Here is a 21,079-nt window from a genome sequence, read left to right as displayed (position 1 = left end):
TGATGAGAATTAAGAAAATAGTAAAAAGAGCAGCCATTAGTATTAGTGTGCTGCTCTTAATTTTTAAGGGTATTTTAATGTATCGTGATTATGTATCTTATCATGATGTTATACACAAAAATGCAGATCATATTGTAAAAGTTAGAGTCGACGGTATATTACAGACTATAGCTTTTAATGCAATTAAGAATCCGGCGTTCTATTTAAAAAAAGAAACTAAAAAAGATTCGGTTACAGAGGAAAAAGACAATGGCAAAGGGGTATCCATACCTGCAAACATTTTTTTATATACAATTAAAGAATATTCTAAGGAGACGCTTTTTACATCCTTGAAAATTTCTGACGCTTTAGATTTTAAAAGTTATATTGAATGTCAATTTCATATTACAGCTTTTGAAATAACTTCAAGATTTACAGTAGGTGTCAACAAGGATGAAAAAATACAGATTGCTTTTAATGATAAGCAATGTGTTGTAGTGTACAATCCTAATAAAGAAGATGTTAATCAAGTGTTTGTAGATTTATTGAATGATGGAAAAACATTAGATAGCTCTGATCCTAAATGGTCTGCAATAAAAGCGGCCAATTCCCATATTAATTACTTGACTAAAAACAATACGATCGATTTAGACTTTAAATCAGGTCAAGTTGTGGTAAACGGAAATGTGGTATTGCCCGTCTTTTTAGATGTGCCTAAAACACTTAAAGGCAATCGGTTTTCAAAGGATGCTAGTATAACACTTGATTTAAATGTGTTATCGACTGTTAAGTACATTTCTCTAAACCACAATAACTTTACTATTGATACAGATAGTTTAAATGCGTATTATAAAGGACATTTAGCATTAGAGGTTACAAAATCAACAATGCAAGTAGACTCTATAATTTCCTATGAATATAATGATGATTTTGAAAAAGTAGAAACGCTTACAGCGGTAGAAAAAGAAGTGCCAGAAATTAATATTGAAGTAACTTCTGATGGTTCAAAACTATATAAGTATTTAGAAAATAAAGCAATAATCAATAACGGACGACTAAATAAAGAGGTGTTTCCGTTATATCAATTAAAAGTAGATGCTACTGAAAATGGCTTATTTGCAAGTACAAATTTAAAAGCCGATTTCACGCCTGAAGACCTTGAAAATGTAAATGTATTGGCTTTAAATATTGATTTTAAGAAATTACAAGAGCAAAACTATTTTCCTATGTTAAACCCATATTTAGAAAGGCTTTTAACCTTAGAAGTTAATGGCACGAATAGTTTGGATGAAACCATTGCAATAGACGGTCTCATTCAATTAAAGAATAAAGAGATCAATGCGCTGGCTCAGTTTTTTATTAATGCAAAAGAATAAACAAATTTAGTACCTTACTAAAATGACATTAAGTTACTGGGAAATAAAATCATGGCTGACCAATGTAGATTATACTATTGTTGGTAGTGGAATTGTAGGCTTAAATTGCGCGTTACAATTAAAGAAGCGATTTCCAAAAGCGAGTATTTTAATTTTAGAAAAAGGAACCTTGCCGCAAGGGGCAAGTACTAAAAATGCAGGCTTTGCTTGTTTTGGGAGTTTAAGTGAAATTATTGATGACCTTAAAACACATTCAGAAGAAGACGTTATAAACTTAGTAAAAAAACGTAGGGTTGGATTGCAAAAATTAAGGACTACTTTGGGTGATAAAAGGATAGATTATCAACAATGTGGAGGCTATGAGTTGTTTAGTAAAAATACAAGCTTATTTGAAACTTGTTTAGATCAAAAAGACGCTGTTAATACATTATTGAGGCCCATCTTTAAAGCTGACGTGTTTAGTTTAAAAGGAAATACGTTTGGTTTTAAAAACATTAAAGAGCAGTATTGTTTTAATCAATTTGAAGGACAAATAGATACAGGACGTATGATGGAGGCTTTATTGCAAAAAGTGCTCTCAAATGGCATTAAAATACTAAATAATGTTTCTGTTACTAATTTTTTGGAAGATGTTAATTCGGTAAAAGTGGAGACTAGTCAGTTTAGTTTTTCGACTTGTAAATTATTAATTGCAACCAATGGCTTTGCTTCTGCTTTAGCTATTCCTGAAGTAAAACCTGCAAGAGCACAAGTGTTAATTACTAAACCCATAAAAGGATTGCATATTAAAGGGACCTTTCATTTAGATGAAGGGTATTATTATTTCCGAAACATCGATAACCGAATCTTATTTGGTGGTGGTCGAAACCTTGATTTTAAAGCGGAAGAAACCACTGAGTTGAGTCAAACAGCATTAGTTCAAAACAGATTAGAAAGGCTTTTAAAAACGACTATTTTGCCAAATATACCGTTTGAAGTTGCGCATCGCTGGAGTGGAATTATGGGCGTTGGTGCTCAAAAAAAACCGGTTTTAAAACAAATTAGTAATCATGTGTTTTGTGGTGTGCGTTTAGGCGGAATGGGTGTTGCTATTGGTAGTTTGGTGGGAGAGGAATTAGCAAATCTTATAACATAGAAGCATGTCGAGAGTGGTCCGGTTTTTTGCCAAAATTATGCTATGGTTTGTAATTGTTACAGTTGCATTGGTAGTCGTGTATAAATGGGTTCCGGTGCCTATTACACCTTTGATGGTTATTAGGTATTTTGAAAAAGACAGCTCTAAAATTTTGAAACATGATTGGGAGCCGGTTGAAAATATTTCTAAAAATTTACAATTAGCAGTCATTTGTAGTGAAGATCAGCGTTTTTTAAAACATAATGGTTTCGATTTAAAAGCAATTGAAAAAGCGTATGAAGACAACAAAAAAGGTAAGCGTATAAAGGGAGGTAGTACCATAAGTCAACAAACCGCAAAAAATGTGTTTTTATGGCCGCAACGGAGTTGGTTGCGTAAAGGTTTAGAAGTTTATTTTACCTTTTTAATCGAGTCTATTTGGTCTAAAGAGCGTATTATAGAGGTTTATTTAAATAGTATAGAAATGGGAAATGGTGTGTATGGCGCAGAATCGGCAGCACAATTTTGGTTTAAAAAACCAGCCTCCAAATTATCTAAATTAGAAGCCTCAGCAATTGCCGCAATATTGCCTAATCCTAGAAAGTATAAAGCAAACCCTGTGACTAACTATATAGCGTCTAGAAAAAGCTGGATAATGAAACAGATGAATTTTTACGGTACTTTAAATTATAAAACGGAGGATGAATAAAGACGATAATATAAAGCAAGTATTGCATAGTAAGTGTGTTCAGTTTACTAAAAATAGATTAGATACAATTAATAAAACGATTAACGAACTGCAGGAGTCTTTAACCTCTGAAACAAAAAGTAGTGCTGGAGATAAACATGAAACGGGACGCGCAATGGTACAGCTTGAGCGTGAAAAAGCAGGGAAGCAATTGGCTGAGATCCAGAAAGTAAATCAGCTATTAGCTAAAATAAGTGTAGAAAAAATGTCTAAAACCATTGGCTTAGGAAGTGTTGTATATACAACAAAGGCTAATTATTATATTGCGATTAGCGTTGGTGAATTGGAGGTTGATAGCTCTAAATTTTATGCTATTGCTGCCAATACGCCAATAGCACAATTAATATTAGGTAAAACAATTGGTGATGACATTGTGTTTAGGGAGCAAAATTTTTCCATAACAAATGTTAACTAACGTCTAAGTCAATAATTTTCGAGGTATCTTTAGTGACATTGAATTAGAAAAAAGTTGAATATAATTCCCTCAAATTTTGATGTTATTATTATTGGTGGAGGATTAGCAGGTCTTAGTAGTGCCATCCATTTATCAAAAAATAAGCATAGTGTTTTGGTTATCGAAAAAAACGAGTATCCAAAACATAAGGTTTGTGGCGAGTATATTTCTAACGAAGTCTTACCTTACTTAAATTTCCTGGGAGTAGACGTTTTTAAACTAGGCGCAAAAAGGATTGATAAATTTGAACTATCTACACCTAAAAACAAGCTTGTAAAGGCCAATTTGCCACTTGGTGGTTTTGGTATTAGTCGCTATTGTTTAGATAACCAATTGGCAAAGGTTGCATTAGCAAATCAGGCTACCATTACTCAAGATACAGTAGAAAATGTAACGTTTACTAATGATGTGTTTTCGGTTGAAACTAAATCAAATAAGTATACTTCAAAAATAGTGATTGGTGCTTATGGCAAACGTGCTAATTTGGATGTTAAGCTCAATCGTAATTTCATTAAAAACAAATCCCCTTTTTTAGCAGTTAAAACACATTTAAAAGGCGTTTTTCCTGAAAACTTAGTGGCGCTTCATAATTTTGAAGGTGGTTATTGTGGTATCTCAAAAGTAGAAGACGATAGTATAAATCTATGCTACATCACCAATTTTGAGGCTTTTAAAAAGTATAAAGATATTGACGAGTTTCAGCGGAAAGTACTTTATAAAAATACCGCTTTAAAATTAGTTTTTGAAAACACAACTTCAGTTTTTGAAACGCCTTTAACTATTAGTCAGATTTCTTTCGAAACCAAAAACCCTATAGAAAACCATATCTTAATGTGTGGTGATACTACAGGAATGATTCATCCTTTATGTGGTAATGGAATGAGCATGGCAATACGCAGTGCACAAATGGCATCACTATTAATTATTCAATTTTTTAATGGTACAATAAAGGACAGAGAAGGATTAGAAAAACAGTATCTTAGAGAATGGAATACCGAGTTTAAATCGCGATTAACAACAGGTCATATTGTAGCAAAACTATTTAGTTGCAACAAATTGGCTGAGGTTTTAATACGTATCGTAAAAACGATACCAAGTATTTTGCCACAAATTATTAAGCGTACACATGGTAAAACAATGACAATTAAATGAGTGTTTTAGTAAATACTAAATATAGAAGTGAAGCAGAAGAAATCATGGACGATTTGGATTATAATGGTCCAATACTTCATGATGCATTAGATAAATTAGCCAAAATTAATCAATGGTTAGGCGGAAACATTGTGACTATTAATGGCTTAAAAAAAACACTTAAAAACCATAATAAATCAGAAGCTATAACAATCATTGATTTGGGTTGTGGAGGAGGAGATATATTAAGAGAAATATCACTTTTTGGAAAGAAAAACAACTATAATTTTAAACTAATAGGGATTGATGCAAACCCTCATACAGTTAATTACGCTAATTTATTATCGCAAAAATACGATAACGTAAGTTTTGAAGCAATAGATATATTTTCAGATGAGTTTAATAACTTAGAGTATGACTTAGTATTAACCACTTTATTTTTGCATCATTTTAAAGAAGATCAATTGGTTTCGTTTTTAAAACCTGTGTTGCAAAAAGCAAAATTGGGTATAGTGGTTAATGATTTACACAGACATAAATTAGCCTATTACCTGTTTAAACTGTTATGCACAACAATCAAGAATAAAACAATAGTGGAAGACGGATTAACCTCTGTCTTAAGAGGATTTAAAAGGGAAGAGTTGACAACTATTTCAAAACAAATAAATGCAAATTATCAAATCCAATGGAAGTGGGCGTTTCGTTTTCAATGGATTTTGAAGCAACAATAATATGAGCGTAAAAATAACAGCAGTAGCCAAACAACTTCCAAAGTACACTAGAGAAACTAAGGATATTATTCCTTTTTTAAAACTTTGGATGACTGGTCAAGACGACCGTTTTCAGCGTAAAGTAATCAAGCTTTTTGAAGGCGCAGGAGTGGACAAGCGCTACTCTATAATGGATGCAGAAGAAGTTTTTACAAATACATCTTTTCAAGAAAAAAATGATATTTACGCTCGTGAAGTAGTAAAATTAGCAGAGCAATCTTTGGTAAAAGCATTAGCTAAAGCAGCGCTAAAACCAACCGATATCGATTATATTATTACAGTAAGTTGTACAGGTATTATGATTCCTTCTGTAGATGCTTATTTGATAAATAATCTAAAGATGAAGCAGGATATTGTTAGGTTACCTGTTACGGAAATGGGATGTGCAGCAGGTGTTTCAGGTATTATTTACGCCAAGAATTTCCTAAAAGCAAATCCTAATAAACGTGCAGCTGTCATTGCGGTGGAGTCGCCAACAGCAACTTTTCAACTAGATGATTTTTCAATGGTTAACATCGTAAGTGCTGCCATTTTTGGTGATGGTGCAGCAAGTGTTATTTTATCGTCTTATGAAGATGAAATAGGACCAAAAATAGTAGATGAAGCCATGTATCATTTTTATGATGCCACATCCATGATGGGTTTTAAATTGGTAAACACAGGGTTACAAATGATTTTAGATAAGGCTGTTCCTGAAACCATTTCAGAACATTTCCCTATGATTGTCCATCCGTTTTTAGAACGCAATAACATTACAATTGAAGATATTGATCATCTTATTTTTCATCCAGGAGGGAAAAAAATAGTGCAAACGGTAGAAGATTTATTTGGATCCTTAGGGAAGAATATAGACGACACAAAAGAAGTCTTGCGACTTTACGGAAACATGAGTAGCGCAACTGTTTTGTATGTTTTAGAACGCTTTATGGATAGACCATTACCAAAAGGCGATAGAGGATTAATGTTGAGTTTTGGACCTGGTTTTTCAGCACAACGTATATTATTAGAATGGTAATTATAAAGGCAAATGGTAATTGTTACGTCATGCTCAATTTGTCGAAGCCTCTTAATGTTATCAACAGATTTTAATATAAAATATCACACTAAGCGCGGTCGAAGTGTCTGATAAAATAAGATTTATTAGTTATGACAAAAGATTTTCAACATAAAAACTATTGGGCACTCATTTTAGGAGGTTCAAGCGGATTAGGTTTAGCTACTGCAAAAAAGCTAGCTAAACATGGGATGAATATTTGTATTATTCACAGAAATTCAAGAACTCAGGAAGCAGAAATTAATACCGATTTTGATATAATAAAAGCAGAAGGAGTACAGTTTAAATCGTTTAATGTAGACGCTTTTAAGCAAGAAAAAAGAACGCAAATTATTTCTGAATTAAAAGTAATTTTAGGCTCAGAAGGAAAAATAAGAACATTAGTACACAGCGTTGCTAAAGGCAATTTAAAACCAATGTTGGATGACCAAAAACCAACACTTAAAACTGACGATTTCAATTTAACAATAAATGCTATGGCTATTAGTTTGTTTGATTGGACTAAAGCTGTTTTTGAAGGCGAATTGTTCGCTGACGATTCAAGAATCATAAGTTTTACAAGTGAAGGCAATACAAAAGCATGGAAAAATTACGCAGCAGTTTCTGCAGCAAAAGTAACACTAGAAGCCATTACTAGAAATATTGCTTTAGAGTTTGCACCTTATGGTATCAGAGCCAATTGCATTCAAGCAGGAGTAACAGATACAGCATCTTTACGTATGATTCCTGGAAGTGATAAAATTAAAGAACACAGTTTATTACGTAATCCATTTAACAGATTAACATTACCGGAAGATGTTGCAAATGCAGTGTATTTGTTATCTAAAGATGAAGCTAGCTGGATCAATGGTTGTGTCATTCCTGTAGATGGAGGCGAACATATTAGTTAAAATGACGAAAGAAAAAATCATATTACTATTACCATATCAAGAGCCATTTCTATTTGTGGATGAATTAAACACGATTTCCAATGAAGGCGTAACGGGAAGTTATACTTTTAAAAAAGACGAGTATTTTTACAAAGGACATTTTAAAGACAATCCAATTACGCCAGGCGTTATCTTAACGGAGTGTATGGCACAAATAGGTGTAGTATGTTTGGGTATTTATATGTTGAAGGATAAAATTTCAGAAGATAATAAACCTCAAATAGCTTTAACGTCAAGTCAAGTAGATTTCTTTTTACCTGTTTTTCCAGGCGAAACAGTGACTGTAGTTTCAGAAAAAGAAGTTTTTCGTTTCAGTAAATTGAAATGTAAAGTAAAAATGTTTAATCAGAAAAATGAATTGGTTTGTAGAGGACAGATTTCAGGAATGCTGAAAGCAGAATAATACCAATTGTAAACGATAGATCAAACTGAGTTTGTCGAGGTGTATTTTAATTAATAAAGTATGAAAAACAGAGTCGTAATAACAGGTTTAGGAGTCGTTGCACCAAATGGAGTAGGTGTCGATGCATTTACTAAGGCTATAAAAAATGGTGTATCCGGAATCACTTTTCATCAACAATTAGCAGATTTAAATTTTTCGTGTTGTATTGGTGGAATTCCTAATATTTCCGAAGAAAAAAAGTTAGAATACTTAACACCCTTACAACTAAGAGGCTTTAATAGTTCTGGTATTTTATATGGTTGTATTGCAGGAATGGATGCTTGGAAAGATGCTGGGTTTGATGTTGATCCTGATAGTGATTTAGACTTTGATTCGGGTACTGTTTTTGGAACAGGAACCTCAGGAGTAGAAAAGTTTAGAGAGGCTATTTATAAGTTGGATGACAAGCAGGTAAAGCGATTAGGAAGTACAGTTGTGGTACAGACTATGGCTAGTGGAATTAGTGCTTTTTTATGCGGAATTTTGGGCTTAGGTAACCAAGTAACTACAAACTCATCTGCATGTACCACAGGTACAGAAGCTATTTTAATGGGTTATGAACGTATTAAAAACGGACAAGCAAAACGCATGTTGGTTGGTAGTTGTAGTGACGACGGACCCTATATTTGGGGAGGATTTGACGCTATGCGAGTGATGACATATAAGCATAATGAAACCCCAAAAGAAGGCTCTAGACCAATGAGTGAAACCGCAAGTGGTTTTGTGCCAGGCGCAGGATCAGGAGCTTTAGTTTTAGAGTCTTTAGAGAGTGCTTTAAAAAGAAAGGCAACTATTTATGCCGAAGTTTTGGGCGGAAATATAAACTCTGGAGGACAACGTGATGGCGGGACAATGACCGCTCCAAATGCTAAAGCTGTGCAACGTTGCATACAAGATGCGGTTAAAGATTCGGGTATTTTAGCTGAAGATATTGACACTATAAATGGGCATTTAACAGCGACTTCAAAAGATAGCTTGGAAATAGAAAATTGGACAAAAGCATTAGGTAGAAGTGGAACAGGTTTTCCGTATATAAATTCTTTAAAATCCATGGTTGGTCATTGTTTGGCAGCTTCGGGTAGTATAGAAAGTGTCGCTACTGTATTGCAATTAAAACATCAATTTGTGTTTCCTAATATTAATTGCGAGGACGTGCACCCTGAAATATCTGCATTAATTTCTGAAGAAAAAATTGTAAAACAAGCGATACATACAAGCCTTAATATTGCAGCAAAAGCAAGTTTTGGTTTTGGTGATGTTAATGGTTGTGTGATTTTTAAGAAGTATAATTAGCGGTTTTTGACAAGCTCAGACTGATATTGGTTTTTCATATTTGTGATTGTAATAAATATTATAACCTTGATATTGCCAATTGTGATTATAAATGTCTCACTGAGCTCGTCGAAGTGTAATTATTTTTAATCCGTGTTTGGTCTTCGACAAGCTCAGACTGACATTGGTTTTTCATGTTTGTGATTGTAATAAATATTTTAATTTTGAAATTGCCAATTGTGTCTATGGATGTCACACTGAGCTTGTCGAAGTGCAATCTTTAATAAAATGAGCTTAAATATGAAGTTTTATTTCGTTTATATATTATTATGTGTTGATAAAACGTATTATACTGGTATGACTAATGATTTAGAAAGAAGAGTATCTCAACATAAATCTGGTCACAAAAAAGACTCGTACACAGCAACGAGGTTACCTGTTAAATTGTTATGGTATTTACAATTCGAAAATCCTAAAGAAGCCATTGCGATTGAAAAACAAATTAAAGGATGGTCTCGAAGAAAGAAAAAAGCTTTGATAGAAGAAAACTGGCAAGATTTAATTGAATTTTCGAAAAATTATTCTCAGTATAATAATCGTATTTAATCTGTGATTGGTCTTCGACAAGCTCAGACTGACATTGGTTTTTCATATTTGTGATTGTAATAAACATTTTAATTTTGATATTGCCAATTGTGTATATAGATGTCAAAGTGAGCTTGTCGAAGAGTAATAAATATTATAACCTTGGATATTGCCAATTGTGATTATAAATGTCACACTGAGCTTGTCGAAGTGCTAAAAAAAAGAGATATTTAAAAATATATTTACGCTTACGCTGAAATATAAAACAGAAAAATTAGACTATGACTAAAGAAGAACTTATCGCGAAACTAAAAACTATTGTACAACCTTATATTCAAAACGAAGACGCTTTTAATAATTTATCTGAAGCGACTGATTTTATAAATGATCTTAAAATAAATTCAGCAAATTTAGTAGATGTTATTCTGGATGTAGAAGACGAATTTGATATTAGAATAGAAAACGACGACATGGAAAAAATGACGTCTGTAAAAGCAGCAATGGATATTGTAAATGAAAAATTAGCAGCAAAATGATAGGCAATGATATTGTCGATTTAAAACAAGCTGCTAAAGATAGTAATTGGAAACGTCCACGTTTTTTAGATAAAATTTTTACGCCAAGAGAGCAGCAATTAATTTGGTCTGCTAAAAACCAGGACCAAATGGTTTGGCTACTTTGGAGCATGAAAGAAGCTGCGTATAAAGTAAATGTACAACAGTTTGGAAAACGGTTTTTTAATCCAAAACGTTTGGAATGTACTTTACTTTCTAATTTTAAAGGAGAGGTAATTATTGAAGACAATCGTTATTTTATAGAGTCTACAATTACTGATGACTTTATTTATTCTATTGCGTTATTGGATCGTGGTAAAAGTTATACAAGTGAATGGTTTAGAGATGAAAATTTTGATTACAAAACACAAAGCACGAGTTTGAAAGATACTTTTTTAAAATCAATTTCTGACGCTGGAGGTTTGGATATTGAAATGTTAAAAATTGAAAAATCTCAATCTGGTGTACCTCTGTTGATTAATGGTTTTGTAGAGTTGCCTATTCGTTTTTCGTTGACACATTGCGGGCAGTTTTGTGGTTATATCTATTGTTAAATTAACAAAGCAGACCAACCTAAGCCGGTCCGCTTTTTCCTTTCTAAGGTTTGCTTTTATTTCTAGCTCTTTTCTTTTCTCTCTTAATTTTCCACGGTGCATTTTTCTGAAAATCTCCAGCCATAATACAACCGTAAGGCATCACTTCGTCAATGACTTTACCAAGATTAAATTCGTCCATTTGTGTTCTTACTGCTTGTGCATTTTTATAGGCGCTTGGTAACTCTGTAATATCAATTTCCTTTGAGAAAAATCTAATATCTAAACCTTTAGTTTCTTCTTTAAAGATTTGCATAGTAGTTCCTGTTTTACTTTTTCTATGCTGCGTTCTACTTACATTTCTACCAGCTCCATGAGGTGCAAATCCTAAATTGGTTGCTGTGGTGTTACCTTCAACAATTAAAACAGGTTCTCCCATGTTTAAAGGGATTAACCTTGGGCCTGTAATATCAGGCATAAACTTGGCGTCTAAAGGTGTTGCGCCTTTAGCGTGGTAAAATAAATCACCAGATTTAAAAACGAAATTATGCTCGTTCCAATACCTGTTTTCAATAGTAATAGCTAACGTTTCTGCTACAGTAGTATGAATCACTTCATGATTTAATTTGGTCCAATCTCTTATGGTTTGTAAAGCTTCCCAATAACGCTGTCCTTCTTCTGTTTCGAAAGGAATCCACGCGTTTTGTTTCATTGTTTCTGGCGATAATTCTTTTCTAAAACGTTCGGCTACTTTCATCCCTTTTGTATATAGTTTTGCTCCCGGACCTCTAGAACCATGATGTGTAATCATCATGGTGTTTCCTGTTTTTTTAGATTTACCAACAAATAAAAAATGATTACCATCCCCTTGCGTTCCTAAATGTGATCTTGCAATTTGCATCATATTACTATCGTTTAAGAAGTCGTTAGCCTCAAAAGCGTTTATTAATGTTTCAGGTAATCTAAATTGCGAGTCTCTATCTCTTCCACCTGGTCCAAAATGTGTGTTTGCGTGTGCTGCATCTAAAACAGCTTTTGGATCTGCAGTACCAAAATCCGTAAGCATGACAGAACAGCAAATATCTGCACTATGCATGCCTGGATGAATGGCGTTTTTTGCAACCGCAACTCCACCAACTGGAATGGTGCCGTCTGGACCTGCAGGGCAGGCATCTGGCATAATAGCGCCGTCAACTAATGTTGGTGTTTTCATTAAGGTTTGCATAGAGTTTATCACTTTTTTGACATTCCCTTTTTCTTCTTCGTTTTCTGCTTTAATGTTTATAGAAAAATCTATTGGACTTTTATGTAATGCGATAGGATCTGGAGATTTGAATTGCTCTAAATAGTCGATCATTTCGTCGTCTTTTAAATTGTTTTCGTTAATATGTGTAATGGCGTCTTTCATCCATTTTCCTTGTCTGAATCCTAATTCTAATAAGTGGTTTCCTGTTACTTTTGTATTTGTTTCCATTGTTTCTTTTAATTACACTACAAATATTATAGCATATTGCGCAATAGTTTTGCGTAGTTTTATTTTTTATGAATATCAAAATAGATTTCATTGCCACAATCACATTCTTCAATCAATCCTTCTTCATGGTAATTGATATAATCACGTATTGCATATATTGAATCACTATATCTAAAATCAATTACTTTTCTATAGAATTCTTTATACTTAGTATTCGTTATTTTGTTTTTAGGAATCAAATGAATCAATTCATTTCTAAAATTCTTAATTTCCAGAATTGCTAAATACTTTTGCGAATACTCAGTTGTATAATCTTTACCTGTGCAACTTGGAATTATTTTTTTAGTCTTAAAGTCTATACTTTGTTTATGTACCCATTCAATATCTTTTTCTTCATTACTTTTTTTTGTTAGATAGATGTAATCGTGTGGAATCATTTTGTTTACAAAAGCTTCTAAAGATGCACTTAGCATAATAATATAACTTGAAGCAAATTGAAAGAACATTTCAAATTACTTTACTGTTACATCTAAAGATTGAGCTTCTTTTTTAGTTGTGAACAAAGAACTTTGACTGAGTAAATCTCTCTTGTAATTATAAATCATTTTTGAAAACATTTGTGCGCTTGAAAAATATATAACTGAAGGATCTAATTCTGGTATAAAGTTTTTATTTCCTTTGTGCATATAGTGAAAACCAAAAACAAGTTGACGATTTGATGTAAATGCAGCTAAGTCGTAATCGTCATTAATTGATTTAGAATTGTTATATTCTTCGATGATTTTTTTACTTTTTTGTGGCAAATCAATATTAGAAATTGCACTTGCATCGAATGAAGTTTTGTAAGATTTATTTATTTTAGGTACTATGTGTTTCATAATTATATTTGATTTAGTTGCGTAAGCGATTGATGCGACATCCTTTTGCTTTTTCAGCAAAAGATATAGCGGAAAGCGCGACCCAAACCTTTTTTGGTTTGGGATACGCCATAACCTTACTTATTTACAGAAAAAATATCTTTTAATTGCTCGATTACGTTTCCGTTTCCTGCTACTGTAATTTCGCCAATTTTTTCGGCAATTTTCTCTACATACTCCATTTCTTTTAATTTAAACAACATGCTGTTGTCTTCCATTAATTTTGCAGTGTTCAACAGGCTACGTGTAGACGCGGTTTCTTCTCGTCTTGTTACTACATTGGCTTGTGCTTTTTTCTGAGCGATTAATACTTGATTCATGATTTCTTTCATGTCTCCTGGCAAAATCACATCTCTTAAACCTGCATGTAAAACGGTTACACCTAACTTTTGTGCTTGTTTTTGTATATCTTCTACTACTGCTTTTGCAATGTTGTCTTTTTGGTCTAACAACTCGTCTAAAGTGTAGGCTCCAATAAAAGACCTTAATGCTAATTGCAAGTTGGTGTACAATTGTTTTTCGTAATCTTTGTTATGCAATAAAGCAGTTTCGATATCTGTAACTTTGTACTGTGCGTAAAAATTAATGCGCACTGTGGCTTTGTCTTTGGTTAATAACTCTTGACCTCCAACTTCTAATTGTAATTGACGTAAATCGGCTTTTGCGATTTTAATAGTTTGATTATTTCTCCAGTAATGGTATGTACCATGATCTAAAATTTTATCAAACGTATCATCAATAATTAAAACTGCTTTTTCGTGTGCTGCAACTTCAAACGTACGGATGTATGGACGTAAAACAGTGTTGGTATATAGGGCTTTGTTTATTGTTTCTGGAATAATAATATCGTTTAAATCTACAGTGATAAATTTATAGTGGATTAAGTCTTTCCAAAAGGTATGTCGTCCTGCTGTTAATACGTTTTTAAAGTTACTATTGCTATACACTAATACCATTTGATTGTCTTCTACATTAATTACGTGTAACATCGCTGCTAATGTTTGATCTTTAAGTAAAACCTCCAGTGCTGTTGGTGTATTAAAGGAGAGGTTTAAGCTATAATCTATTACATGCTCATTAAACGTTAGCCAATGTGATCCTTGCGTGATGACGCGTTTGTAATCACCGTTTTTAAATACTAAACCGACTTTTCCTGCATGAATTCTTACTCTTTTCATCTTATTTTGTTTTTAATGTTCTGTTGTTTTTGTTTTTTATTTCAGAACTATTAATCATTTATAATAGAATTTCAGTCAAGCTGAAATGACTATCCTTTATTAAAACAAAGCAAATGCAAACCATCCTTTTAACTACGGAAATACAATTGATTTGAAGCGATTTAGGTAGTGTTTTATTGAAGATTAATTAATTGCAATTTGAATAATTTTCAAAATGTATTTTAACTAATGAGTCTTTAAAAGAATACCTAAGGCATCTAAAAACACATTCGTATTTCAAGGTGTTTTCCGGACTGCTGCAACAACAAGTTGTTTTAGCGAGTTCGCCTTTACTTTGTTTTTTGCCTTTTTAAGTGAGACACACTTAGTGGTCGATTTTTATAAGTGACCTTCTTCGTGAAATAATGGAGTGTGAGTCCATTGTCTTTGACCGCTCGACCACAAGATCATTTTGATCTTGGCAGGATTCGAACCTGCGATTGTTTCTATTGCTTAACCGGACTTAGCTACTTCAAATTAATGAAGGCAGGATTCGAACCTGCGTACATAGAGGAGATTATTTATTTGGCTAAATAACCGAAAGCCTTCAAGTCAAGTTGGATATAAAAACCTGATGCGAAACCGCAAGGATTTATACAATAGTGCTATACCGAAACACGTAACAAGACTTGCTTGATGTGGAAGTAGTAGGACTCGAACCTACATGTTCAATTAAGAAACGAGAGTTACAGTCTCGCGAGCCAACCAATTGCTCAATACTTCCAATTTTAATATTTTAAAGAACTTTTAATAAGCTCCACCAACGTCCTTGTCTGGTGGAGCAACTTCTTTTAAAGTCCGATTCCAAAAGACTTCCTTTTAATTACACTGCAAATAGTATAGTCTATTGCGCAATCTTTTTGCGTAGTTTGATTTAATTTGTTTTTTTCTTCTTTTTTCTACACTTTTTTTTCTTCGCTTTACTTTTGAATGGCTTCTGTTTAGATTTCATTTTGTTTTTATTTCTTGAAATCTCAGCATCTATATAGCTTATAAAGTCATTGTTAAATCCAAATAATTTTGCTTTCTTTAGTGTTTTAATTGCTGCTTTGTACTCTTGTTTTATTTCAAAAATCTGAGCTTGTTTCTCCCAAATAGCACCTTTGTCAATGCCTTTTATGGTTAAGGCAAAATCAATTAGTTTTTTGGCTTCATCTAAGTCTTCGTTATCCAGTAATACTTGTATGTATCTTGGGTATGCTCTCTGAAAATCCATTTTATTAGCTAAAGCTTCTGCATAATAGTGCTTGGCTTTTTCGTAGTCTCCAAATTGCTCTGCCTGTAAACGTGCCATTAAGTATAAGGCGTAAGCGTTATTGCTTTCGTAAGACAAGGCGTAATTTAAATTTTCTACGGTTTCTTCTAACTCATATGGATAAGCATCTATGGCTTTAAGCACGTAGTTGTTTAACAAGTTTGTGTCCATTGTTTTAGTTGTTTAATTGTTCTCGCAATTCATTTTTTAATGTATTACGTTGTTTTTTATACGTTTTTACAATTGTGTTTTTTTTAAAATCGGATCCTTTAAAAACGTGTATTGGATTACCACGTTCTATGTTTAAGTGGTTCTCCCATTGATTTTTAATGCTAGACTTTAGCCTTTGCAATTGTATTTCTGTAACTTTTTCTTGTAAACGTGTTTTAGCTATTTTTTTGTTTTGATGTTGCGAGCGACTGTCCATGACTAATACTTGTGTTTTAGTTGGTTCGTGAATAGCTCTAATAGCCGAACTTACTTTGTTTACATGTTGTCCTCCTGGTCCAGAACTTCTTGTGGCTTGATATGAAATATCGTTTTCATTAATTTCAAAGTGTTGTTTCTGTTCTATTTCATTTAAAGCAACAAACCAATTTTTGCGTTTGTGTTGTGGTCTAAACTTTGAAACACCTACCCATTGTATTGTGCCAATCCATTGACTTAAAAAATGATTTAGAGTTTTTGCTTTTAATTGAACAGTGACAGATTGTAATGTCATGTTTTTAATGCCTTTTTCTCTTTGTAATATTTTATAATCAATATCATTTTGCTTTATAGCTTCTAAAAAATGTTTTAGAACTTGAGCCACAACCCAACAGCATTCTGATGGTCCTCGACCTGAGGTTATTTGTATTATTTTAGTTTTCATTTTTTTTTAAATTTTTAAATGGATTTCTCCACTCTTAGGATTTAGTACCATTTGTTGTACTGTAATGTCCATTTTTACTTTACTGTCAGATAGGATGTTAAAATAGTCTTTCGTAACCTTTGGAGTATCTTTGTCTAATAGCTGTTTGACTCTAATATGTCTCCCAAATGCTGTTAATTGCAAGGTGTCTTGTGTTAGTTTGTTATCTGTTAATGATAAATACTCATTAGTCACAATTAAACTATTATCTAAAGGTTTGCGAATCGAAAATGTTGTTGGTGTTCTTTCTATTACCACATTTTCATTGTCATTTGCCCCTACTACCATTAATAGACAGTCTGATGCAATTGTTGTTTCAGATAGTGTTTTAACAGCCTCGCTAAATGTTTTTGCTTTTTCTAGAACATCTCTAATTAAAAATGTAATTGGAATTGCAAATTGTGGCGATTCATTACTTAAAACGGCATTTAACGTAATAGAGAATGCGCCTTTTTTTACGCCTGAAAGCGCGCCTACAAAACCTGGCCAACCAACAAGAGAATAAACTGTCTTTCCGTTTTCTTCGAAATCAAAAATCTTAGTATACTTACCTAAAATGTTATTTTCTGTCCACCAATCTAAATTTCTAGCGTGTAGTCTTTCTTTAACGTTTGTAACACAAAATGCAGTACAGCCAAATACAAACTTTAAAGCATCATAATAGAGGTTTGTTATTAATATTTGATTTTCTGTAAAGTCACAAAATTCCTCTATAGATTTAATTTCATCTCTATAAGATGAGGTTATAAAGTTTGTTTTATATGTTTCTATATAGGTTTCAAAAATACCTGCGTCGCTTAAATCTTCTAAATAGTATTTATAAAGACTGTTGATTTGTTCTTTAAATTTTTTTAGGTTTTTCCATCTTTCTGAAGGGTCTAGATCTAAATTTATTTTTATTCGTTCCATTATATTATTTTTTTGAGAGTAATGCTCTAGCTTAAAACGGATGCGCTAAGTCATACCAAAGCGCATGCTTGTCCGTTTCTTTTTAGAGGAACACCCTAATGTTTTTACTATACTTTTTCTAAAGGATTTTTAGATAATAAAGCACTGCCTATGGGGCTTTTTCCATTTTCAATTAATTGCAGTGCTGCTTTTACTGCCCAGCATTTATCGCTAGAATGAATGTTAGAATAATAACTTAATAGGGTTTTAGGTTCTACTAAATTCCAACCGTTTACCTTAATAGTTTCAACAGTACTAGATTCGAAAAAATCTATTGTCACTCTTACTTGCTTCCCATTATCTAACCAATCTAATTTCTCGTAGCGTCTAAAGTTTTCATTACTTGGCATGTGGTCGTATCTTGTCCAGACTTTTTCAAAACCGTCTTTAGCTAATATTACCATTACTTCTGCTACATTTTTAGGGTTTACAAAAATGTCTATATCCTTATGGTCGTGTGCATGTTTATATTCTGTATGATCTTCTGGTGACATAAAATGCCATGCCCAACCTCCAGAAATTATAACCCATGTTTTTAATTTATTTAAAATGTCCAAACCTTGATTTATTCTATAGCTTGGCCATTGTTCTCCGTATCTTTTTATGTTATGATTTTGTTCCATTGTTTTCTGTTTTTTTTGCGTTAGGGATGGAGGCATTTGTTGAAGCTCCTCGCAGAGAGCGACTGCCGAGAGCCCGACCTTTTTAGGTAACGCCCAACGTTTATTACCTTGCCATTCTTACAATTTTAGGCGTAAACTTGCCAACGACTTCCACTAGTTCTAATTGGTTTTGCATGACGGTTTCAATGTTTTTATAAGCCATTGGAGCTTCGTCAATACCACCGCCAATTAAAGAGACGTCGTGTTTTTGTAATTCTTTTTTTACGGCACTTTGTGTTAATGTCATTTTACATTGTCGTCTAGATAATAGTCTGCCCGCACCGTGCGATGCCGATTGTAAGCTGTCTTTATTTCCTAGGTCGCGTACTATAAACCCTGGTGCCGTCATAGATCCTGGAATAATACCTAGCGCTCCTTTTTTAGCTGGTGTTGCTCCTTTTCTGTGGACTATACATTCTTCTCCGTTCACGTTTTCTTTCCAAGCAAAATTGTGATGATTGGCTATTTTAGCAAGCGGTCTTTCTCCCAATAATTTGGCTATTCGCTTATGAATGTTGTCATGGCATGCTTGTGCATAATCTCCAGCTAAATTCATAGCTAACCAGTATTCTTGTCCGTCGTGTGTGTTTAAATCTAGCCATGCTAAATGTTGTACGTGTTTTGGTAACGGACATTGCTTTGTTGCTAAATATGTATAGTGTTTAGCGATGTTAGCACCTAAACCACGCGAGCCACTATGCGATAAAACGCCTAGGTATTCTCCTAATGGTAAATCCCATTCGTTATTAACATCTGTAATGCTTACCTCTCCAAACTCTACAAAATGATTCCCTCCACCAGAGGTTCCTAATTGCTTAAAGGCTTTGTCTTTTAGACGTTTTACTAACGGAATGGTTTTAAATTCGTCACGCTCAAAAATTGGATCATCATGCTTAGTTTTATGTGTTTCATACATTCCAAACTTTGTGTGTTCAGACAAAATAGTCTCCAATTGATGTTTTTTACCTTTTAAGTAAGAGGCTTTTACTGGATAAATAGTTAAACACATTCTGCACCCAATATCTACGCCTACTCCATAAGGGATAACGGCATTTTTTGTTGCCAAAACACCTCCAATTGGTAAGCCGTAACCTACATGAGCATCCGGCATTAAAGCACCTGCAACTGCAATAGGTAGTTTTAAAGCGTCGTATAATTGGTATTTTGCTTGGTCGTCAATCTCATGCTCTCCATAAATTTGAAATGGCACACGATGCGTGTTTAATTTTTGCTTTGTTACGTTTACTGGGTCTAGCAGGCTTTCTGCTATTTTCCCCCAAACACCATCGCCTTTGTAATTTTCCGGATGTAATAATACTTTTTTTGCGTCTTCTAATATGCGTTCTTTTTTAAGACGTTTTTGATAGCGATTAATTTGACCTAAAGTCACGTTAATACTGTTGTTTTTTGGAAAGCCTAATTTGATTAAGTCTTTTCCGCTTAATTTCTTTCCCATAATATGGTGTCGTTTATAACATCTTTAAGCTTGTGTTTTTTTAACGCTTTTAGATGTTTATTTGTTTGTAATTTTTCCTGTTTATACTCTGATAAATGCCAATTATCTTTATACTTATTACAAGATTCGGCAATAGTATAATATTCAGGTTTTTCTAATTGTTGTGCGATTAGATCATATTCACTTTCTAATAAAGGATCTATACGTTTTCTATGCGTTATATAAGCTCTTGCGTGCTTAATTCTATACGTACCTTTTGGAATGCGGACATAAAATCTAATCTTTAGCTTTTTAAAATTGTTTCGAAATTGAAACGCAGTACATAGGCACTGTGCTTTAAAACTTAATTTATTAAACTGCTTTTTACTTATTGTTGGAAAGTCTTTGTAAATAAGGTGTTTTGAAGTTTGATCAAGCCATTTTTTCTCAGCTTCTTCTTTTGTTCTTCCCCAATAATACCTTTCGATTTTATCATAAATTTCCAGAATTGCAGCTTTGTTTTTATATCTATCTGCTTTTTCCGTTATAATAATTTCTTTATACCAACCGTGACGTATAGGTTTGTCTAATTCTATATAATCTAAGTCACGATTTAGTGTCCTAATTTCACATTGTCTTTTCCTTAAACGACGCACTTCTTTTTGTCGCGTTGTTTTTATGTTTACTGGTTTCATTAGACATTTTTTTCATTGGTTTTGTCTGTTTTAAATGATTCCTGTAATTACTCCCAATTTGGAATCTGTGCTTAAATTGAATACATGTATTTCATTTTTAAATTTGTTTTTTTTTTGAAATACATTCTGAAACGCGTCGACTACGGACAAAATGTAATTCTGGTTGTGTTTACTACTGTTTTGGGTAATGTTTTAGCGGGCTTGCTTTACACTAGTTAATACTTAATTTAATCACTATAAAACACCCTTTTTTCCTTTCTCTTTCAGGATAAAAAGAAACCATAACTAAGGTTATGTTTTATTTTTCTTCTTTACATAAAGAAAAAAAAACATTATTTTCTTCAGTAATAAAATTAAATGTTAACTGGTTGGACTGGAAATAAAAAACCCGAAACAGTTTTTAAATTGCTTCGGGTTTTTCATTTATAATTTGAAAAGTTGTATTAACTAAAATACTCACGAAGCATCATAAAAGGCAGAATACCTTTTGGACGATTTTGATTTGATATGAATATATACATAGCTTCGTGTTTTGTTAATAATTGATTTTTAGTATTTGTTTGGAATTGCTATTTCCTGAGTGCAAATATTTAGATTATTTTTCGACTTTACAAAATTTATTTTT

At 33.0% G+C, this 21,079-nt stretch carries 23 protein-coding genes and 1 tRNA gene; 13 read left to right on the top strand and 11 right to left on the bottom strand.

Annotated elements, in window-relative coordinates; all coding sequences use genetic code 11:
• The first annotated feature begins 2 nt into the window (after nucleotides 1-2).
• The 13 genes from H0I26_RS02600 (at nucleotide 3) to H0I26_RS02540 (ending at nucleotide 10,962) form a co-directional block, all read left to right on the top strand.
• Nucleotides 3-1,355 carry a hypothetical protein gene (locus H0I26_RS02600; protein WP_218700887.1) on the top strand — a complete coding sequence of 451 codons (1,353 nt, stop codon included), beginning with the start codon at nucleotides 3-5 and terminating at the stop codon, nucleotides 1,353-1,355.
• 22 nt (nucleotides 1,356-1,377) lie between these two features.
• Nucleotides 1,378-2,490, top strand: a complete 1,113-nt coding sequence (locus H0I26_RS02595) for an NAD(P)/FAD-dependent oxidoreductase (protein WP_218700886.1) — start codon at nucleotides 1,378-1,380, stop codon at nucleotides 2,488-2,490.
• A 4-nt stretch (nucleotides 2,491-2,494) separates the two neighbouring features.
• Nucleotides 2,495-3,178: a monofunctional biosynthetic peptidoglycan transglycosylase gene (gene mtgA, locus H0I26_RS02590; protein ID WP_218700885.1), complete on the top strand. Its 684-nt coding sequence runs from the start codon at nucleotides 2,495-2,497 to the stop codon at nucleotides 3,176-3,178.
• Nucleotides 3,171-3,632 carry a 3-oxoacyl-ACP synthase gene (locus H0I26_RS02585; RefSeq protein ID WP_218700884.1) on the top strand — a complete coding sequence of 154 codons (462 nt, stop codon included), beginning with the start codon at nucleotides 3,171-3,173 and terminating at the stop codon, nucleotides 3,630-3,632. The genes mtgA and H0I26_RS02585 overlap by 8 nt, the downstream gene beginning before the upstream one ends.
• 54 nt (nucleotides 3,633-3,686) lie before the next feature.
• Nucleotides 3,687-4,823 (top strand): NAD(P)/FAD-dependent oxidoreductase, encoded by a 1,137-nt coding sequence (locus tag H0I26_RS02580; protein WP_411268236.1) that lies wholly within the window; start codon nucleotides 3,687-3,689, stop codon nucleotides 4,821-4,823.
• Nucleotides 4,820-5,533, top strand: coding sequence for a methyltransferase domain-containing protein (locus H0I26_RS02575; RefSeq protein WP_218700883.1), 714 nt, complete (start codon nucleotides 4,820-4,822; stop codon nucleotides 5,531-5,533). Before H0I26_RS02580 ends, H0I26_RS02575 begins: the two co-directional genes overlap by 4 nt.
• A gap of 1 nt (nucleotide 5,534) precedes the next feature.
• On the top strand, nucleotides 5,535-6,587 hold the full coding sequence (locus tag H0I26_RS02570; protein WP_218700882.1) for a type III polyketide synthase: 1,053 nt from the start codon (nucleotides 5,535-5,537) through the stop codon (nucleotides 6,585-6,587).
• A gap of 131 nt (nucleotides 6,588-6,718) precedes the next feature.
• Nucleotides 6,719-7,516, top strand: a complete 798-nt coding sequence (locus tag H0I26_RS02565; RefSeq protein WP_101015697.1) for an SDR family oxidoreductase — start codon at nucleotides 6,719-6,721, stop codon at nucleotides 7,514-7,516.
• A 1-nt stretch (nucleotide 7,517) separates the two neighbouring features.
• Nucleotides 7,518-7,958: a 3-hydroxyacyl-ACP dehydratase FabZ family protein gene (locus tag H0I26_RS02560; RefSeq protein WP_218700881.1), complete on the top strand. Its 441-nt coding sequence runs from the start codon at nucleotides 7,518-7,520 to the stop codon at nucleotides 7,956-7,958.
• Nucleotides 7,959-8,018: 60 nt separating this feature from the next.
• A complete protein-coding gene (locus H0I26_RS02555) occupies nucleotides 8,019-9,290 on the top strand; it encodes a beta-ketoacyl-[acyl-carrier-protein] synthase family protein (protein WP_218700880.1) in 1,272 nt (423 codons plus the stop codon).
• Between the two features lie 279 nt (nucleotides 9,291-9,569).
• On the top strand, nucleotides 9,570-9,875 hold the full coding sequence (locus H0I26_RS02550; protein WP_218700879.1) for a GIY-YIG nuclease family protein: 306 nt from the start codon (nucleotides 9,570-9,572) through the stop codon (nucleotides 9,873-9,875).
• A 260-nt stretch (nucleotides 9,876-10,135) separates the two neighbouring features.
• A complete protein-coding gene (locus tag H0I26_RS02545) occupies nucleotides 10,136-10,390 on the top strand; it encodes an acyl carrier protein (protein ID WP_218700878.1) in 255 nt (84 codons plus the stop codon).
• Nucleotides 10,387-10,962: a 4'-phosphopantetheinyl transferase superfamily protein gene (locus H0I26_RS02540; protein WP_218700877.1), complete on the top strand. Its 576-nt coding sequence runs from the start codon at nucleotides 10,387-10,389 to the stop codon at nucleotides 10,960-10,962. Before H0I26_RS02545 ends, H0I26_RS02540 begins: the two co-directional genes overlap by 4 nt.
• Before the next feature lie 43 nt (nucleotides 10,963-11,005).
• Here the strand turns inward: H0I26_RS02540 and H0I26_RS02535 are convergent, their stop codons facing one another.
• The 11 genes from H0I26_RS02535 to H0I26_RS02485 form a co-directional block, all read right to left on the bottom strand.
• Nucleotides 11,006-12,415 (bottom strand): RtcB family protein, encoded by a 1,410-nt coding sequence (locus tag H0I26_RS02535; protein WP_218700876.1) that lies wholly within the window; start codon nucleotides 12,413-12,415, stop codon nucleotides 11,006-11,008.
• A 59-nt stretch (nucleotides 12,416-12,474) separates the two neighbouring features.
• The gene (locus H0I26_RS02530) at nucleotides 12,475-12,921 is read right to left on the bottom strand and encodes a hypothetical protein (RefSeq protein WP_218700875.1); all 447 of its coding nucleotides are present in this window, start codon (nucleotides 12,919-12,921) and stop codon (nucleotides 12,475-12,477) included.
• A gap of 6 nt (nucleotides 12,922-12,927) precedes the next feature.
• On the bottom strand, nucleotides 12,928-13,293 hold the full coding sequence (locus H0I26_RS02525; RefSeq protein WP_218700874.1) for a hypothetical protein: 366 nt from the start codon (nucleotides 13,291-13,293) through the stop codon (nucleotides 12,928-12,930).
• A 116-nt stretch (nucleotides 13,294-13,409) separates the two neighbouring features.
• Entirely contained in the window at nucleotides 13,410-14,510 is a 1,101-nt protein-coding gene (locus H0I26_RS02520) for a slipin family protein (RefSeq protein WP_218700873.1), read from the bottom strand.
• A 678-nt stretch (nucleotides 14,511-15,188) separates the two neighbouring features.
• Nucleotides 15,189-15,273: transfer RNA gene (locus H0I26_RS02515), tRNA-Tyr, on the bottom strand.
• Nucleotides 15,274-15,423: 150 nt separating this feature from the next.
• Nucleotides 15,424-15,975, bottom strand: a complete 552-nt coding sequence (locus H0I26_RS02510) for a hypothetical protein (RefSeq protein ID WP_218700872.1) — start codon at nucleotides 15,973-15,975, stop codon at nucleotides 15,424-15,426.
• A gap of 4 nt (nucleotides 15,976-15,979) precedes the next feature.
• Nucleotides 15,980-16,675 carry a peptide chain release factor H gene (gene prfH / locus H0I26_RS02505; protein WP_218700871.1) on the bottom strand — a complete coding sequence of 232 codons (696 nt, stop codon included), beginning with the start codon at nucleotides 16,673-16,675 and terminating at the stop codon, nucleotides 15,980-15,982.
• A 6-nt stretch (nucleotides 16,676-16,681) separates the two neighbouring features.
• Nucleotides 16,682-17,623, bottom strand: coding sequence for a C45 family autoproteolytic acyltransferase/hydolase (locus H0I26_RS02500; RefSeq protein ID WP_218700870.1), 942 nt, complete (start codon nucleotides 17,621-17,623; stop codon nucleotides 16,682-16,684).
• A 107-nt stretch (nucleotides 17,624-17,730) separates the two neighbouring features.
• Nucleotides 17,731-18,285 carry a hypothetical protein gene (locus H0I26_RS02495; RefSeq protein ID WP_218700869.1) on the bottom strand — a complete coding sequence of 185 codons (555 nt, stop codon included), beginning with the start codon at nucleotides 18,283-18,285 and terminating at the stop codon, nucleotides 17,731-17,733.
• Nucleotides 18,286-18,388: 103 nt separating this feature from the next.
• The gene (locus H0I26_RS02490; protein WP_218700868.1) at nucleotides 18,389-19,780 is read right to left on the bottom strand and encodes an RtcB family protein; all 1,392 of its coding nucleotides are present in this window, start codon (nucleotides 19,778-19,780) and stop codon (nucleotides 18,389-18,391) included.
• Nucleotides 19,765-20,454, bottom strand: a complete 690-nt coding sequence (locus tag H0I26_RS02485) for a hypothetical protein (RefSeq protein WP_218700867.1) — start codon at nucleotides 20,452-20,454, stop codon at nucleotides 19,765-19,767. The genes H0I26_RS02490 and H0I26_RS02485 overlap by 16 nt, the downstream gene beginning before the upstream one ends.
• Between the last annotated feature and the right edge of the window lie 625 nt (nucleotides 20,455-21,079).

The organism is Olleya sp. HaHaR_3_96, assembly GCF_019278545.1.
Classification (GTDB): Bacteria; Bacteroidota; Bacteroidia; order Flavobacteriales; family Flavobacteriaceae; genus Olleya.
Note: the sequence above shows the minus strand (reverse complement) of the source record. Positions and strands in the feature narration are given on the sequence as shown.